The sequence below is a fragment of the Olsenella porci genome, assembly GCF_009695875.1.
In the GTDB taxonomy this organism is placed as follows: domain Bacteria; phylum Actinomycetota; class Coriobacteriia; order Coriobacteriales; family Atopobiaceae; genus Olsenella_H; species Olsenella_H porci.
Genome location: NZ_VUNC01000005.1, coordinates 51046 through 67558, shown reverse-complemented (window position 1 = coordinate 67558; position 16513 = coordinate 51046). Strand labels below are relative to the sequence as shown.

Annotated in this window: 13 protein-coding genes; all 13 read left to right on the top strand. The window is 66.3% G+C overall.

Annotated features, from left to right (window positions below; genetic code table 11):
* Positions 1–278: 278 nt before the first annotated feature.
* The 13 genes from FYJ68_RS06980 (at position 279) to FYJ68_RS06920 (ending at position 16471) form a co-directional block, all read left to right on the top strand.
* The gene (locus FYJ68_RS06980; RefSeq protein ID WP_154435397.1) at positions 279–596 is read left to right on the top strand and encodes a glutaredoxin family protein; all 318 of its coding nucleotides are present in this window, start codon (positions 279–281) and stop codon (positions 594–596) included.
* A 290-nt stretch (positions 597–886) separates the two neighbouring features.
* Positions 887–1360 (top strand): YbaK/EbsC family protein, encoded by a 474-nt coding sequence (locus tag FYJ68_RS06975; protein WP_326832260.1) that lies wholly within the window; start codon positions 887–889, stop codon positions 1358–1360.
* Between the two features lie 185 nt (positions 1361–1545).
* The gene (locus FYJ68_RS06970; RefSeq protein ID WP_154435395.1) at positions 1546–2706 is read left to right on the top strand and encodes an iron-containing alcohol dehydrogenase; all 1161 of its coding nucleotides are present in this window, start codon (positions 1546–1548) and stop codon (positions 2704–2706) included.
* 367 nt (positions 2707–3073) lie between these two features.
* Positions 3074–4552: an aminotransferase class I/II-fold pyridoxal phosphate-dependent enzyme gene (locus FYJ68_RS06965; protein WP_154435618.1), complete on the top strand. Its 1479-nt coding sequence runs from the start codon at positions 3074–3076 to the stop codon at positions 4550–4552.
* A 466-nt stretch (positions 4553–5018) separates the two neighbouring features.
* A complete protein-coding gene (locus tag FYJ68_RS06960; protein WP_154435393.1) occupies positions 5019–7481 on the top strand; it encodes a Rib/alpha-like domain-containing protein in 2463 nt (820 codons plus the stop codon).
* Positions 7482–7816: 335 nt separating this feature from the next.
* Positions 7817–8035 carry a type II toxin-antitoxin system prevent-host-death family antitoxin gene (locus FYJ68_RS06955; protein ID WP_154435391.1) on the top strand — a complete coding sequence of 73 codons (219 nt, stop codon included), beginning with the start codon at positions 7817–7819 and terminating at the stop codon, positions 8033–8035.
* Positions 8036–8329: 294 nt separating this feature from the next.
* Positions 8330–9019, top strand: a complete 690-nt coding sequence (locus FYJ68_RS06950; RefSeq protein ID WP_195837750.1) for a lysoplasmalogenase — start codon at positions 8330–8332, stop codon at positions 9017–9019.
* Between the two features lie 181 nt (positions 9020–9200).
* Positions 9201–9605 carry a hypothetical protein gene (locus FYJ68_RS06945; RefSeq protein ID WP_154435387.1) on the top strand — a complete coding sequence of 135 codons (405 nt, stop codon included), beginning with the start codon at positions 9201–9203 and terminating at the stop codon, positions 9603–9605.
* A gap of 631 nt (positions 9606–10236) precedes the next feature.
* On the top strand, positions 10237–10806 hold the full coding sequence (locus tag FYJ68_RS06940) for a DNA-3-methyladenine glycosylase I (protein WP_154435386.1): 570 nt from the start codon (positions 10237–10239) through the stop codon (positions 10804–10806).
* A gap of 27 nt (positions 10807–10833) precedes the next feature.
* The gene (locus tag FYJ68_RS06935) at positions 10834–12228 is read left to right on the top strand and encodes a glutamate-5-semialdehyde dehydrogenase (protein WP_154435384.1); all 1395 of its coding nucleotides are present in this window, start codon (positions 10834–10836) and stop codon (positions 12226–12228) included.
* Between the two features lie 15 nt (positions 12229–12243).
* Entirely contained in the window at positions 12244–13389 is a 1146-nt protein-coding gene (locus tag FYJ68_RS06930; protein ID WP_154435382.1) for a hypothetical protein, read from the top strand.
* A gap of 95 nt (positions 13390–13484) precedes the next feature.
* Complete coding sequence (locus tag FYJ68_RS06925) at positions 13485–14999, top strand: vWA domain-containing protein (protein ID WP_195837749.1); 1515 nt, start codon at positions 13485–13487, stop codon at positions 14997–14999.
* Positions 14996–16471, top strand: coding sequence for an ATP-binding protein (locus FYJ68_RS06920; protein WP_326832259.1), 1476 nt, complete (start codon positions 14996–14998; stop codon positions 16469–16471). Before FYJ68_RS06925 ends, FYJ68_RS06920 begins: the two co-directional genes overlap by 4 nt.
* The last annotated feature ends 42 nt before the right edge of the window (positions 16472–16513 follow it).

Here is a 16513-nt window from a genome sequence, read left to right as displayed (position 1 = left end):
TCCAGACGATGGTGCCACAAACGGAGGGGGAGAGGGACGCGGCAATCCGGCTTCCCGCGGCTCTCGCTGGCAGTCGGTCCTCCTCGACCGAGGCGGCCCGCACAACCCACCGCGCCAATCCAAGGCCCGTGCGGCCGAGGTGCCCCGTACCTCTCCCATGCCGTTGCCGTGAACTCTGCCCCGTCGCGCACCCTCCGGCGCAAATGTGGGTATACACATCACAGTTTGGAGAGAGGCGCAGGGCACATCCCTGCCACACAACCCGATGGGAGCTTCACATGACCACCTTCGACGACCTCAAGCTCTACGTCCTGCCAGGCTGCCCGTTCTGCGCCAAGGTCGACGCGTTCCTGGACAAGAACGACGTCAGCATCGAGCACCTGGACGTGACGCAGGGGACCAACGGCGACGACCTGGTGCGCATTGGCGGAAAGCGTCAGTGCCCCTGCCTGCTGATCGACGGCAAGCCGCTGTACGAGAGCGGCGACATCATCGACTACCTTGCCGGTCGCCTGGGCACGCAGGCACCCGCGCAGGAGGCTGCCGCCGGTGGCGCCTGCACCTTCACTCCCGGAGGCGGGCACACCTGCGAGTAGCCTCGCACTGCTCGTCCTGAGCCGGCGTCTCGGGCGTCGCTCGGATTCGCGCTGAGCCCGCGAGCATTCGCTGCGACGTCTCGCGTCACCCTTCGCGAGCCGCTGGTTCCCGCCATCCTGTCACGAACGGCTACCGCACGCCGAGCCAGCTGCCCCGTGCGACCTGCCCCATCCGCCATTCGAGCGCGTTGGGGCATATCCCGCAGCGTTAACCCCTTGGGGCAAAGTCGGGCCGCCCCTCTCGCCTCGTGCTACCCTCTGCAGGGCAGTGCGAGTGAGAGGAGCGGCCCGTGTCAGCCGAGTCGACGAGGGAGTACTTGGCCCGCTTTGGGCTGGACGACAAGATCATCACCTACGACGTCCCCACGGCGACGGTTCAGCAGGCGGCTGACGCCTCGGGGCTAGAGCCCGGCCAGATCGGCAAGACCATGGCCTTCGACGTGAAGGGCACCCCAGTGCTGGTGCTGTGCGCCGGAGACGCAAAGGTGTGGAACTCCGCGTTCAAGCGCCAGTTTGGCGTCAAGCCCACGTTCATCAAGCCGGACGAGCTGGAGGAGCGCGTCGGCCACCCCATGGGAGGCGTCTGTCCCTTTAACGTGCGCGAGGGCGTGCAAAGCTACCTGGACGTCTCGCTCCAACGCTACGACTTCGTGCGTCCCGCGGCGGGCTCCGAGAACACGGGCGTGGACGTGACCATAGACCACCTGCCCCAGGTTGCGAACTCGCTGGGATGGGTCGACGTCTGCAAGGGCTGGCGAGAGTAGCCGGGGCATCCGCTGGTTGCCCGTCCCGTCGGCAGAGGCACGCCCCGCCACCCGCCGACGCGCCCACGCCGCGAGGTTGCCGGCTCGTCTCGCCTCGCCCTCTCGGCGCACGGCCTTCCCGGGAGCGTCCTACAATTCTGGTGACGGCGCACTGTTGAAAGCGTCACACCAGAAAGGGGACTTGCATGCGCAACTTCACGTTCTCCATTCCCACCACCATCCACTTTGGCAAGGGCCAGATCTCGCACCTGTCCGAGCTCAGGCAGAGCGGCACCAAGGCGCTCCTGGTGTACGGCGGTGGCTCCATCAAGCGCAACGGCATCTACGACGAGGCCCTGCGCATTCTGGGGGAGGCCGGCGTGCAGGTGAGCGAGCTTTCCGGCGTGGAGCCCAACCCGCGCATCCAGACGGTCCGCCGCGGGGTCGAGATGTGCAAGTCCGAGGGGATCGACATGGTCCTTGCCATCGGCGGTGGCTCCACCATCGACTGCGCCAAGGTCGTGGCAGCTGGTGCCAAGTACGACGGCGATGCCTGGGACCTGGTACTCGACCGCACCAAGATCAAGGACGCCCTCCCCATCTACTCGGTGCTCACGCTCTCGGCCACGGGCTCCGAGATGGACTCCGCTGCGGTCATCTCTGACATGACCAAGAACGAGAAGTGGGGTACGGCGGCCGAGTGCCTTAAGCCCACGATGTCCGTCCTCGACCCCACCTACACCTTCTCGGTGTCGCGCAGGCAGACCGCGGCTGGCACGGCCGACATGATGAGCCACACCTTCGAGAACTACTTCACCAAGGAGCAGGGTGCCGACGTGCAGCTGCGCTTCTGCGAGGCCCTGCTGCGCACGATGATCAAGAACGGGCCCATCGCCCTTGCCGAGCCTGACAACTACGAGGCGCGCGCCAACCTCATGTGGGCGGCCAGCCATGCGATCAACGGCCTGGTCTCCGAGGGCAGCGCCGACCCCTGGTGCGTGCACCCCATGGAGCACGAGCTCTCGGCCTTCTACGACATCACCCACGGCGAGGGACTGGCCATCCTCACGCCGGTCTGGATGGACTACGTCCTCAGCGTCAAGACCGTCTCCGCCTTTGCCACCTACGGCCGCAACGTGTGGGGGCTCGTGGGCAGCGACGACTGGTCCATCGCGCACGACGCCATCGCCAAGACCTCCGAGTTCTTCTTCAAGACCATGGGGCTCCCTGCCAACCTCCGCGCGGTGGGCATCACCAGCGACGAGCACTTTGAGGTCATGGCCGAGAAGGCCGCCCGCCGCACCATCAACGCCTACGTCCCGCTCGACAAGGACGACGTGGTCAACATCTTCCGCGCGGCGATGTAGGGGGGTCGTCTCTCGCGCCACCCAGCCTGCTCGCACTGGTGATACGGCCGGGATCGCCCTTCCTCAAACCCATCGCTGGTTGCCGACACCAAACTCAACGCCTCGGGCGCCTCGTCGCGTCCGGGGCGTTCTCATGCCGGGGGAGAGAAGCGCCACCTGCCAGCCGTCCGCCGTTCCAATTGGGTGAAAATGAACTTCTCGCTTGCCAACGCTCACCTTGGTGCTACCCTCAGTTCAATTCAAGCGGGATGGAGGTTCATAAATTGAACTCTTACACCCCAAAATTGAACTTGGAGGCCACGTGGAACTGAGGGAAGCCCAGGAGGACCAGCGCACGGCGGCCTTTGCCAGCCGGCTCTCGCGTCTGATGGAGCAGAGGGGCCTCAAGCAGGTCGACCTCCTGCGCATTGCCGGCGAGCAGGGCCACAAGCTGGGCAAGAGCCAGCTCAGCCAGTACCTGAGCGCCAAGACCATGCCCCGGCGCGAGATGCTCGCCTTTCTCGCCCACGCACTGGGGACCAGTCCGGAGTGGCTGGCGGGGCAGACGGACGACGAGGGGGCGGCACCCACCGCAGACGGCCCCTCAAGGGTGAGAGACGACGAGTCAAGGCAACAGCCGAAGGGAAGCGCCATGCGCGAGTTCAAGAAGTCCAGCAAGCTCGACAACGTCCTGTACGACGTCCGCGGTCCCGTGGTGGACGAGGCCAACCGCATGGAGGCGGCTGGCACCCAGGTCCTCAAGCTCAACATCGGCAACCCCGCCACGTTTGACTTCCGCACGCCCGACGAGGTGGTGCAGGACATGGCGAGCCAGCTCACCGAGTGCGAGGGCTACTCGGCAAGCCGCGGCCTGTTCAGCGCGCGCAAGGCGATCATGCAGTACTCGCAGCTGCGAGGTCTGCCCAACGTCACCATGGACGACATTTACACGGGCAACGGCGTGAGCGAGCTCATCAACCTGTGCATGCAGGCACTCCTGGACACCGGAGACGAGATCCTGATCCCCATGCCCGACTACCCACTGTGGACGGCGTGCGCAACGCTGGCGGGCGGCAAGGCGGTCCACTACCGCTGCGACGAGGAGGCCAACTGGTTCCCCGACGTCGACGACATCCGCAAAAAGATCACTCCCAACACCAAGGCCATCGTGATCATCAACCCCAACAACCCCACGGGTGCGGTGTACTCCCGCGAGGTGCTCGAGGAGATCGTGCAGGTGGCTCGCGAGAACCAGCTGATCATCTTCTCGGACGAGATCTACGACCGCCTGATCATGGACGGGCTGGAGCACACGAGCATCGCGTCGCTTGCCCCCGACCTGTTCTGCGTCACGTTCAGCGGCCTGTCCAAGTCGCACATGATCGCCGGCTATCGCATCGGCTGGATGGTGTGCTCGGGCAACAAGCGCATCGCCAAGGACTACATGCTGGGCATCAACATGCTGTCCAACATGCGCCTGTGCTCCAATGTGCCCGCCCAGTCCGTGGTGCAGACGGCGCTGTGGGGCCACCAGTCGGTCAAGGACTATCTGGTCCCCGGCGGGCGCGTGTTCGACCAGCGCGACTGCGTCATGGACGAGCTCGCAAAGATCGACGGCATCAGCTGCGTCAAGCCGCATGCGGCGTTCTATTGCTTCCCCAAGCTCGACGTCGACAAGTTCAACATCACCGACGACATGCAGTTTGCCCTCGATCTCCTAAGGGAGAAGAAGGTCCTCATCGTGCAGGGGACGGGCTTCAACTGGGACAAGCCAGACCACTTCCGCATCGTGTACCTGCCGCGCGTGAGCGTGCTGAGCGAGGCCATCCGCAAGATCGGCGACTTCCTGGAGTACTACCGCCAGTAAGGATTGCCAAGCGACTTCGGGGGGCGCGAACCCCTGAACCTGCCATGGCGCGAGCGCCGCACCACTTCGGTGGCTGCGGCGCTCGTTCGATTGGCAGGGTGACATGGCTAGCGGCAAGCCTCTTCACCCTTGTTTGTTGCGTTCGCGCTCAGAGCGGCAAAACACTCACGTGAAACTTACTTACACGTGTGTCAAGAGAGACCCCGTGAAAACTCACGCCCAGGGTTGATTTCCAAATTACCCTAAGAGTACCCCCATCTGGGACAACGCAAGGCGCTACGAGAGCTCTTGCCAATGCTCTTGCAGGGGCGTGACGTTGGGTTTACGGGCCGTGCTCCCAAGCCCAGAGTCCAACTGCTAGCCCATACGCCGCTTGCGGATTCGTTTGCTGACGAGCATCGCACTCCCATATCCTGTTTCCTGAAGATGGGCCGAGTCGGGTTGGCCATCGTGGGAAGGAGGGCGCATGCGCCAGTTCGGGAGCATGGCAGCCGTTGTTGCGGTCGCGGCAGGCCTTGGGTTCGGTGTCGTCGGCGTTGGACCGACGGCGGCTTTGGCGAAGGACTCGGTGGAGACCGAGCCGATGTACAGGCTCTACAACCCCAACAGCGGGGAGCACTTCTACACTGCGAGCGGCGGCGAGCGCGACCACCTCGTGAGGGTCGGCTGGAGGTCCGAAGGCACCGGCTGGACCGCGCCGAAGAGCTCGAACACCCCGGTCTACCGGCTCTACAACCCCAACGCGGGCGACCACCACTACACCATGAGCAGGGGCGAGCACGACGCTCTCGTCAAGGTCGGCTGGAGGGACGAGGGCATCGGCTGGTACAGCTCCGACTCCAAGGCCGTCCCCCTGTACCGCCAGTACAACCCAAACGCGAAGGCCGGTGCGCACAACTACACCACGAGCAAGGCCGAGAGCGACTACCTCGTGAGGGTCGGTTGGAACTACGAGGGGATTGGCTGGTACGGCGTCGACAAGGATGCCCAGCGCGGACCGCTCGCGGATGCCTATGACCCCAAACCGGCTAACCTCAACGTCGCGCTCAGGTTCTCGGTCGATGCTAGGTCCGCCATCGCCAACGCCTCGGAGCTGCCCGAGGGAACGACCTTCTCATGGGCAAAGGCGCCCGACACCTCCAGTGAGGGCGCTGTGTCCGGTACCGTAACGGTCACCTATCCCGATGGGTCGACCGACGCCGTGCGCGTCACCGTGAATGTCGCGCGCACCGAGGCACAGAAGAAGGCCGAGGAGGCCCAGAAGGCGGCCGATGCCGCCAAGGCGGACGCCAAGGCCAAGGACGCCGCCACGGCTCAGGCCAAGGCCTCCCTCGATGTCGCCCAGTCCAATGCCACGAATGCAAAGACCAAGCTCGACGAGGCGCAGTCTGCCAAGGACGCGGCCGATCATGCCGTTACTGACGCCAAGTCCAAGCTTGACAAGGCTGCGTCCGACAAGGCCGTTGCCGACCAGACGGTTATCAGCTCAAAGTCCAAGCTCGACAAGGCTGCGTCCGACAAGTCCACTGCTGACCAGGCGTCCAAGGACGCCAAGTCCAAGCTCGACCAGGCTCAGTCTGCGGCCGACAATGCCGCTGCCGATGCCAAGGCGAAGTCCAACGCCGTCCAGTCTGCCAAGGATACCCTCGACGCAGCGCAGAAGGTCTACGACGACGCAACTAAGCCGAATTCCGAGGATGTCGCGCAGCTCCTCGACTCCATCTCGAACGGCAAGTACTCGGAGTGGGCCGCTAAGACCTACTACAGCCTCAACGACGAGAGCATCACCAACAAGGCCAACGGGTCGAACATGACCTACGACAACTTCCTCGCCGCCCTCGACCTGATCGACCACCTCAACCAGTACCGCACCACGCACGGCCTCGACGCCCTGACCGTGAGCGGCTACGAGATGGCCGGCCAGATGCTCGAGTGCGACCTCGTGGACGACGGCACCCTCTCGTACCACACGAACTTCTGGGGGAAGGCGTGGTTCAAGGACCTCGCGTGGGGCTACGCCAACTACGTCAACGGCAAGGGCTACGACGCCGTCGACGCCTGGCTCTCCGAGCGCGACACCTTCAAGAAGGACGCCGAGGCCTACGCCAACAACGGCTACAAGGTCGCAGACGGCAAGTACAAGCCCGCGACTGACGAGTACAAGAAGGACCTCGCGTCCATTGACTGGTCCAGCGAGCCCTCCGTCATAGCGTTCTACAAGAATTACTTCGGTTCCATCGACGCATACGTCACGGCTGCCTATGGCAATCCTAGTGAGTACGGTCACTGGACGAGCCTGACCAGCCCTGTGGCCAAGTACATCGGCATGGGCTACAGCACGAGCCACCCCCGCTACGGCACCGCGGAGGCCGCGGCCGGACACACCGACGCCGTCGATGGCGACGTCACCGGCACCACGGACTACTTCCGTGACCTGGTCGACAAGGCCGAGGCAAGCAAGGCCGCCACGGTGGACCCGTCCCTGAAGACCGCGCTTGACAATGCGCAGGCGGCCTACGACTCGGCTAAGTCCGAGCTCGACGCTTCGAATGCCACGCTGGCCACCGCCAAGACGAACCTCTCGACTGCTCAGTCTGCCTACGACAAGGCCGCCTCCGATTCCAAGGCAAAGGCGACTGCCGTGACCGACGCCCAGTCCGCCTACGACGCGGCCGTCAAGGACGCGCAGTCCAAGGCGACTGCCGTGACCGACGCCCAGTCCGCCTACGACACGGCCGTCAAGGACGCGCAGTCCAAGGCCACTGCGCTGACCACAGCCCAGTCCGCCTTCGACACCGCCAAGTCGAGTCTCGACAAGGCGCAGAAGGTCTACGACGAGGCCAAGGCGGCGTCTGATGCTGCCGACAAGGCAGCTCAGGAGGCACAGGCCAAGGCCGACGAGGCCAAGAAGGCAGCCGGCGGCTTCTAGGCAAGGTTGCGAGTCTGGAGGTACCCGCGTGAGAGTCGCATGGGTGCCGGCATTTAGATACCAACCTTTGGTTTGACAGGGGGGCGACTCGAGGTCTCGTCGAGCCGCCCCCTGTTGCCACCAATGACGGTAACTTGCCGAGACTCGCCTCATCCGCTCCTTGCCCCGGCAAATAACCCGGGCGGCCTCCGGTGCCCCACGGCCCAAATCCTACCATGCGCTAGTCAGTCTTTGTCCTCAACGCCGCGGCTGTGACGTTGCCAAGCATCGAATATCTCATGTCCATAAAAATGGTCATAATAATGTCCAGAGAAGTCTGCTGGGACGGAGGGACCATGGCCGCGATCACGATGGGCCTCGCCGAGGTCAAGAACAATTTCTCGAAGGTTACGGCGGAGGTGAACCGTACAGGCCGCCCCGTCACGGTTCTCAAAAACAACAAGCCCTGGGTGATCATCCAGCCGGCGACGCGGGCCGCCGAGGGAGACGTCGTCGACGTGGCGGTTGACTTCATGGACGAGTACGCCGACGTCTTTCGAGAGCTCGCCAAGTGAGTGGGGCGCATCGTTTCGCCACGCGTGAAGCCATTGCCATTCATGACGCCTCGATAGCACACTTTGGAGGCCTTGCCGGAGTGCGGGATGAGGGCCTGCTCGTGTCCCGCGCGGCGGGGGACGTTGCCGATCTCGGCACGCAGCAGGAGTCAGGGGAGAGGGATGCTCCCGCTCCTCCGTCCGCGTGAGTGGCGGTACCGCGTGGCAGGTGGCTTGAGTGCTGGCTTGATGTGCGCGGGTACCATCTGCTGGGGAGGAACGTCCTCCCGACACCAGGCAAAGCCCGGAGGAGCCATGTCCCCATCCCTCTCGCTCGCGCTCATCGGCATCGTGTTGCAGACGGCGTTTATCCAGTGCGACCGCTCGCGCCGCTATGGCCTCGCCGCTGTTCTCAAGGGGCTCGCGTCTCTCGCCTTCGCGCTCCTGGGTCTGTGGGGTGCGCTCAAAGGGGGCCAGGCGGGCGGGGCATCCGTGGCGTCGTCCCTCGTTTGCCTGGGACTTGCCTGTGGTGCGGTGGGGGACGTCCTGCACGCGCTCCGGTTTGTCCAGCCGGTCAAGCGCGTTGCCACGCACCTCTTCATGTCGGGTGCCGTGAGCTTCTTCCTCGGGCACGTCGCCTACCTGGGGGCGCTCGTACCTCCCTGCCCGATGCCCGGCATCCCGCTCCTGCTTGCCGCAGTGGCCGTCGCCGTGGTCTTTGCAGTGCTGGGCCCGCGGATTCGCCTGCGCGGCACCAGGCGCGCGAGCGGGGTGGCCTACCTGGGTGCGGTCGTGTGCGTCGCTTCCTTCGCGATCGTCGGGTTCCTCTCCCAGCCGTCCCCGTCGCGTCTGGCGTTCGCGCTGGGCGGGATGCTGTTCGCGGTGTCGGACACGCTGCTTGCGATCAACTCCTTTGGCGGCGGGAGCACGACGGGGCGCCGCGTCGTGAGCCTCTCCACCTACTACGTGGCCCAGCTGCTCATCGCCGGCAGCCTGTGGCTTTGAGGGGTGTAGCTCGGGTTTCCCGCGACGGCTTAGCGGACGAGAGCGGCTTCCTGCCCGTGGGGCGAGCCCGGCGGCTGGCGTGAGCGCTTCTCTCCTTGGCTTTGGTGGGGCTGGCTTGCGACTCGTGCCAGCGTCCCTGGGGTAAGCTATCGCAGTTGACACTTTGTTGAGGGGGAGGACCATGGCGGAGAAGAGGACGCTCGACCTGGCAAAGCCGCTGGAAGAGCTGCTGGAGGAGAACGAGGACCTGCGCCAGACGCTGGTCGAGCTGGGGTTCGAGGAGCTTCCGGCGGAGTCGACCATCCCCGAGCTAGCCAAGGACGCCGGGGTGGACCTGTCGGTCATCGCGTTTGCGCTCGAGGCCTCGGGGTACGACGTCCAGGGTTACGAGCACGAGGACGACGGCTACGAGAGCCCGTTGCCCGACATGCTCAGCGTGCTGTTTGACAACAGCTATCGTGGCGAGAGCCTGCCCGATACCCCGCTGCCGGGAGGGGAGGCCGCACCGATGCTCGCCAACCTGGAGATGGCGATTCGCCGCGCGCAGCAGGACGGGACGCTTCCCAAGAATCCCGCGGGGGAGTAGGTAGGTCCGTCCCAAGGGGATGTTGGGTTTGCGCGATGATGCGGGGACGCGGGCGTTGTCGCCCTCGCGCTCTGGCGCCTAGCAACATGATAGGTTGAACTTTATCAGCAGATGCCTCGCGTGAGTGCTCACGTAAGGCGTCTGCTGCCACTTCGGGATAGCAGTGTGAGTCCGGTCACGTCGTCTATCTGGGAAATCGTCGGACGGTGCCCTCTCTTTGACCAAGGCCAGCTCTGAGAAGTGCTCGTATCGGGCTCCTGCTGCCATGGGTCCGGAGCTACTGGGATGGGGGCATGCCTCACGGGAGATGGTCACGTCCGTATCCCCTCTGACCTCGCTGGCTTCAGCAGGTTCGCGTGTCAGCTGAACCCCGGGTGCCCGCTGGGTGCACCAGGGGGATGGTCCCAGGGACCAAGGGGAGAGGTTTCAGCCCCGATTGCCGGGACCTCTCCCCCTGGCCGTGCGCGAACCGCAAAACGCGCGCCGCATAGTCCCAGTTCAGAGCGTTGCCATGCAACCTGCACGCAACTCGGACGCATCCCTTCTGCGGCGAAACTTTGCGGGTTCGCCCGCCGACTCCCGCGCTCGCCTACGGTTGGCTTACGGGTAAGCCACAAGGGAGGGAGCCGGAATGTCAGAGCCGCATGGCCGCTGCAGGTGGGAGGGGCGCGGAAGCGCCATGACCAACTTCCACGACGAGGTATGGGGGCACCCCACGCACGATGATGGGAAGCTCTTTGAGCTCATGTGCATCGAGACCCAGCGCAGCGGGCTCAGCTGGTCGCTTGCGGTGAGCCGGTGGTGCGAGCTCCGCCGCGCCTACGCCGGCTTCGATCCCAACGTCCTGGCCACCTGGACCGAGAACGACGTCGACTTCGTGCTGGGCATGCCGGGCGTGATCCGCAACCGGTGGAAGGCCCGCGCCATGATCGGCAACGCCCAGGCGTTTCTGCGCGTGCAGGAGGAGAGGGGAAGCTTTGCCAACTACCTCTGGGGCTTTGCGGGCGGAGAGGTGATTGACCGCTGCCCCCAGGCCCTCCGTGACATACCGGTGCGTACGGACACATCGGACGAGCTGGCGCTGGACATGAAGCGCCGGGGCTTCAAGTACTTTGGCCCCGCCAACGCCTACTCGTACCTGCAGACCACGGGCGTGGTGAACGACCACCTGGCCTCCTGCTGCCTTCGCGAGCATGCCTAGCGAATCCTGGGCCACCCACCGCTACCGTTGCGACAGGCGGCCCGTCCCCCCTGCGGGCGGGGGGACGGGCGCCACGCCTCGTCCCCGCTCGTCTCCCCCAGCCCCTATACTTGCGTGAAAGCGAAAAGAGGGGGAGAGATGCCAGACATCCGAGACGTCGCACGTCACATGAAGCTCGAGAGCCCCGAGATGGCCTCGGTCAGCCTGCAGGTGCGCAACGACGCCCTCCTGCGCATCAAGCAGGCGCTGCAGGAGAGCAAGGAGCGAATCTTTGCCGCCAACGCCAAGGACCTTGCGGCGGCGGACGAGGCGAACGTGGCCCCGGCGGTTCGCAAGCGCCTGCTGTTTGACGAGCACAAGCTTGCCGACGTGTGTGCCGGCATTGACAGCCTGGTCTCGCTGCCCGACCCCGTTGGCCGCGTGCTGCTGCGCCGCGAGCTGGACCAGGGTCTGGTGCTCAGCCGCGTGACCTGCCCCATCGGGGTGATCGGAGTGATCTTCGAGGCGCGTCCTGACGCCATGGTCCAGATCTCCACGCTCTGCATCAAGAGCGGCAACTGCGCCATGCTCAAGGGCGGGTCAGAGACGCTCAACACCAACCGGGAGATGTTCGAGGTCATCCGTGCCGCGGCCCTCTCCGCCGGCCTTCCCGACGCCTGTCTGTACCTGGCCGAGGCACACCGCGAGGTCGACGAGCTGCTGGGCTGCTACGGCTACGTTGACCTGCTGATCCCGCGCGGGTCCAACGCCTTCGTGCGCTACATCATGGACAACACCAAGATTCCCGTCATGGGCCACGCGGACGGCATCTGCCACGTGTATGTGGACAAGGCTGCCGAGGTCCCGATGGCGGTGCGCATCTGCCTGGACGCCAAGACCCAGTACACCGCCGCCTGCAACGCCGCCGAGACCCTGCTCGTCCACCGCGACGTCGCGGCGAAGTTCCTTCCGCCCATGGCGGAGGCGTACCGCGAGGCGGGAGTGACCCTGCGCGGCGACAAGGCGGTGCGCGACCTGGTGGGCTGCGAGCCCGCCACCGAGGACGACTGGGACACCGAGTACCTTGCCCCCATCATCTCGGCCAAGGTCGTGGACAACATCGACCAGGCGATCGACCACATCAACCGCCACGGGTCTCACCACACAGACGCCATCGTGACCGACGACGACGCGGCTGCCAAGCGCTTCATGCGCCTGGTGGACTCCGCCGGCGTGTATCAGAACGCCTCGACCCGCTTTGCCGACGGCTTCCGCTACGGCTTTGGCGCCGAGGTCGGCATCTCCACGGGCAAGCTGCACGCGCGCGGTCCGGTGGGGCTGGACGGACTGGTCACCTACAAGTACGAGCTCCATGGTTCCGGCCAGGTGGTGGGCGACTACGCCGAGGGGCGCAGCCACTTCCACTTCAGGGACCTCGACTAGGGGAGAGGGACGGGCGTGCCGTTCGTGCGGCTCCCCCACGGGGCAGACAACGTGGCCGGGCTCCTGGTGGTGACCCGCGGGGCCATCGTCTCGGGTGACGCGATGCGCGCCATGGTGGCGCTGTCAATGCTGTCCGGCCAAAGGGACCGCCTCTCGTCGCGCGAGGTCATCGACCTGCTCGAGCGCTCCTGCGTCTATGGTACGGGGTCGCTCGTCTCGTGCGCCTGGGACGCCCTCGCGCCCATCCCCTATGCCGGCTGGGCGCTTGCGCTCGCCCTGAGGACGGCGCGGGAGGACGTTGCCCGCGTGCTTCTCGCCCATGGGGTGGACCTGCTCCAGGCACCGCCCAACCTGCCGGCTGGTGAGGAGGGCGCGCGCTCCCTCTCGCGTCTCGACCTCACGCGGGGCAGCGCGGGAATAATGCGCGACGCCTTCGCGCGGTCCGTCTCGAGCGAGCCCTTCGAGCCCTTTGTGGGCAACGAGCAGCTGTGCGGCGGGTCGTTCTCCACCTCCACGGACGTCGCCGCAACCTGCGAGCTCGTGGCCAGGCTCGCTGCCGACGGGCTGTTCGATCCCCTCACCTACGCGGACCTGCTGCGGGCCGCCCTCGCGTGCGCCAACGCGGTGACGCTCGATTCCGCCGCGTCTCGTCCCGGGGAGGCGGAGGCGTGCCTCTCCCTTGCGCGACGCATGGGAGAGCGGTGGAGGGAAGGAGGTGCCGGGGGAGAGGGGCGCGTGACCCAGGCGCTGGGACTCTTCCTCAGGGCAGGCGTGTGCGACGCGGTCCTGGCGGTGGTGTGCGAGCTGGCGCCCTCGCTCGTGGCGGACCAGCTTCGCGACGGCACCTGGCTGTTCCGTAACCCGCAGGTGGTCGCGGCGATGGTTCCGCACCTCGCGGGCATCCCATCGTCCCAGGCGGCGATGCTCGTGCGCTACCTGTGCCAGAACGGGATGCTCGGCCAGATGCGCGAGGTGGCGGAGTGGCCATCGTTCCTCTCCCCCTCCCTTGACCGCATGGGGCTCTCGGTCGCGTCCGCCTCGGGCCATGCGGAACTTGCCGCCTGGCTGTTGGGGAGGTCGCGCGAGCGGCAGCAGGTCCCCGACCGCCGGCGTGGGGGAGCAGATGACGACCTGGGGGAGCTGGGTGACCTCCTGTTGTAGGACAATGCGGGTGGCTGCGTAGGCGTCCGGGGCCGCATCGGCGGCGTTTCGGCAGGTTCGGGAGGGGTGGCGACCAGATGGCGGGGGATTCCGACATGGGTTCGTCGCGACTTGGCGACACTCCCAACAGGTTGGCGGCCGACACCGTACGCCTTGCCGTGAGCCGAGCGATCTCGGGCAGCTACTTCCTCTCGCAGGCGGCTGGCATGCTCACCCCAAAGCCGGCATCCGGCCTTGGCGCCCCCTTTGCGACCGACGGCCGCACGCTGTGGTACGACCCGGAGTGCATCCTGCTCGACCTGGGCCGCACGCGCGAGCCACCCGTCAGGGACTACGTGCACGTTCTAGCCCACTGCCTGCTTCTCCACCCGTTCATGGGCGGGGAGGTCGCCAAGGACCCGGCGGCGTGGCAGCTCGCTTGTGACATCGCCGCCGAGAGGATCGTGGCAGAGGTGTGCGGACCGCGCCCCGGCGAGCGCGGGCAGGCGCAGGGGGTGGTCCTCTCCCGCCTTGCGCGCGACCTGGGCGAGCCGCTCACCGCCGAGAGGATCTACCGCGCCCTCCGCGAGGGGAGGTATCGCTCCTCTCGCCGGTCTTGGCAGCGGGTGTTTCGCTGTGATGACGCGTCCGGCTGGCTCGCCGGCGCAAGCAGGGGGCGTTCGGCCGACCCCGCGGGCGGCAGGGGAGAGACCCGCGGCACCGATGTCCAGGGAGATCCCGCGGGCAGCGGCGGCACCCCGCCCCCGGACGCACCGGGTCGCGCGAGTCACGGTGACGGCGCCCCGGATGCCGGTGAGACGGGCGGCGGCGACAGGAGTCCCCTCTCCCCCCGAGAGCGAGACGAGCTCCGCAGGCGCTGGGAGCACGTTGCCAAGAGCACGGCCGTTGACCTGCGCACGCTCTCGCGCGGACGGGGGCAGGGCCTGGGCAACCTTGAGTGCCAGATCGAGGCGGCGACGCGGCACAGGGCGAGCTACGCAGACTTCATCAGGCGCTTTGCCCGCGAGCGGGAGGAGATGCGCGTCTCGCCCGACGAGTTTGACTACGCGTTCTACGAACTTGGGCTCAGCCTCTATGGCAACATGCCCCTGATCGAGAGCCTGGAGTACCGCGAGCGCCGGACCCTGCGTGACTTCGTGGTGGTCATCGACACCTCGGCGTCCGTGTCCCTGGCCATGGTCAGGCGCTTCGTCGACCTGACCTTTGGCATGCTGCGGGATGGCGGTGCCATGGGCGACAGGACCAACGTCCACGTGATCATGGCAGACGCGGGCGTGCGCAGCGACGTGTGCCTGTCGAGCGAGGACGACCTCAGGCGCTGGCAGAGCCAGGTCCGCGTGGTCGGAGGAGGGGGAACGGACTTCAGGCCGGCCTTTGACTACGTGGACCGGCTGCGCCATCAGGGCAGGCTCCGGGACCTCTCGGGGCTGGTCTACCTCACAGACGGCTGGGGCATCTATCCCAGCAGGGTCCCGGACTACCGGGTCGCCTTCGTGTTCTACGACAGGGACTTCCCCACGGCGTCAGTCCCGCCGTGGGCCATCAAGGTGGTGCTCGACCCAGACGAACTGGGGGCGGGCCAGGGCGAGGCGCAGGGAGGCGCACGGTGAACATCCAGCAGGCGGCAGGGCAGGTCGAGGGCGCGGTGCGCGCATACCTGGCAAGGGACGACGAGGGCATCTACCTCATCCCGCCCCAGATGCAGCGGCCCATCATCCTCATGGGGCCTCCTGGGGTGGGGAAGACGGCAATCGTCTCGCAGGTTGCCGAGCGGCTCGGCCTGTGCTTCGTGAGCTACTCCATCACGCACCACACGCGCCAGAGCGCCCTAGGCCTGCCCTACATCGTGGACGAGGAGTTCGAGGGCGAGAGCTACAAGGTCAGTCGCTACACCATGAGCGAGATCATCGCCTCGGTGTACGACGCCATGAGGTCGTCGGGCGGGCGAGAGGGAATCCTCTTCCTGGACGAGATTAACTGCGCGAGCGAGACGCTCATGCCCTCCATGCTGCAGTTCCTCCAATACAAGACGTTTGGCCAGCATCGGCTGCCGATGGGATGGGTCATCGTGTGCGCCGGCAACCCGCCCGAGTACAACCGCGCCGCCCGCGAGTTTGACCCCGCGATGATGGACCGCCTCAAGCGCATCGACGTGGAGCCGGACCTCGACGCGTGGATGGGATATGCCGCCGCGCACGGCGTGCACCCGGCAATCACCTCCTACCTGGACGAGAAGCCCGAGAACTTCTTCCGGGTGCGGAGCACCGTCGAGGGCACGCGCGTGGTGACCGCACGCGGCTGGGAGGACCTCTCTCGCATGCTGCAGGCCTACGAGCGCGAGGGCATCGACGTGGACCCCTACCTGGTTGGGCAGTACCTGCAGGATGACGAGGTCGCCGAGGACTTCTCGCTCTACCTCGAGCTGTTTGGGAAGTATCGCGACGACCTGGACGTGGCGCGGGTGCTCGACGGCCTCGCGGACGACGCCACGGTGGCGCGCGTCTCCGGAGCGGACCTGGACGAGCGCATGGCGGTGGTGAGCCTGTTGGAGTCGGCACTGCTCTCGGCCGTCCATGGCGTTCGGATAGAGGAGGAGGCCGTGCGCCAGGTGCGCGACATCCTCAAGACGCTGGGGGACGAGCCCCAGGCGGCAGGTGCCGTGGTGTCCGACTGCGAGATAGAGCTTGCCGGTCTGGTGTCGCGCGGCTTTGCGTCGGACCGCCGGCGCGCCGTCTGCGCCCGCAGGCTAGCCCTGCTCCGCGAGCTCTGCCCCATGATCGCAAAGGGCGGCCTGGGCGGTGCCAAGGGACGCTACAACGACGTGGTGAGGACCCTCTCCCATCGCGTCAGGCGGGTCTCCGCCCAGGTCGATCACGCCATCGACTTTGTGTCGCGCGCCTTTGGCGAGGGAGAGGAGACCCTGGTCTTCGTCACGCGTCTCTCCGTGGACCCCGAGTTCATGGGCTTCCAGGCGGCGCACGGGTCGGACTCCTTTGTGACCTGCGCCAACGCGCTCATGCTGCGGGACCGTGGCCTCGACCTCCTCGACCGGCTCGAGGCGCTCCGCAAAGGGCAGGGGTAGACGGGCACGCTGGTCTCGTCGGCAGACGAGACAACCCCCATG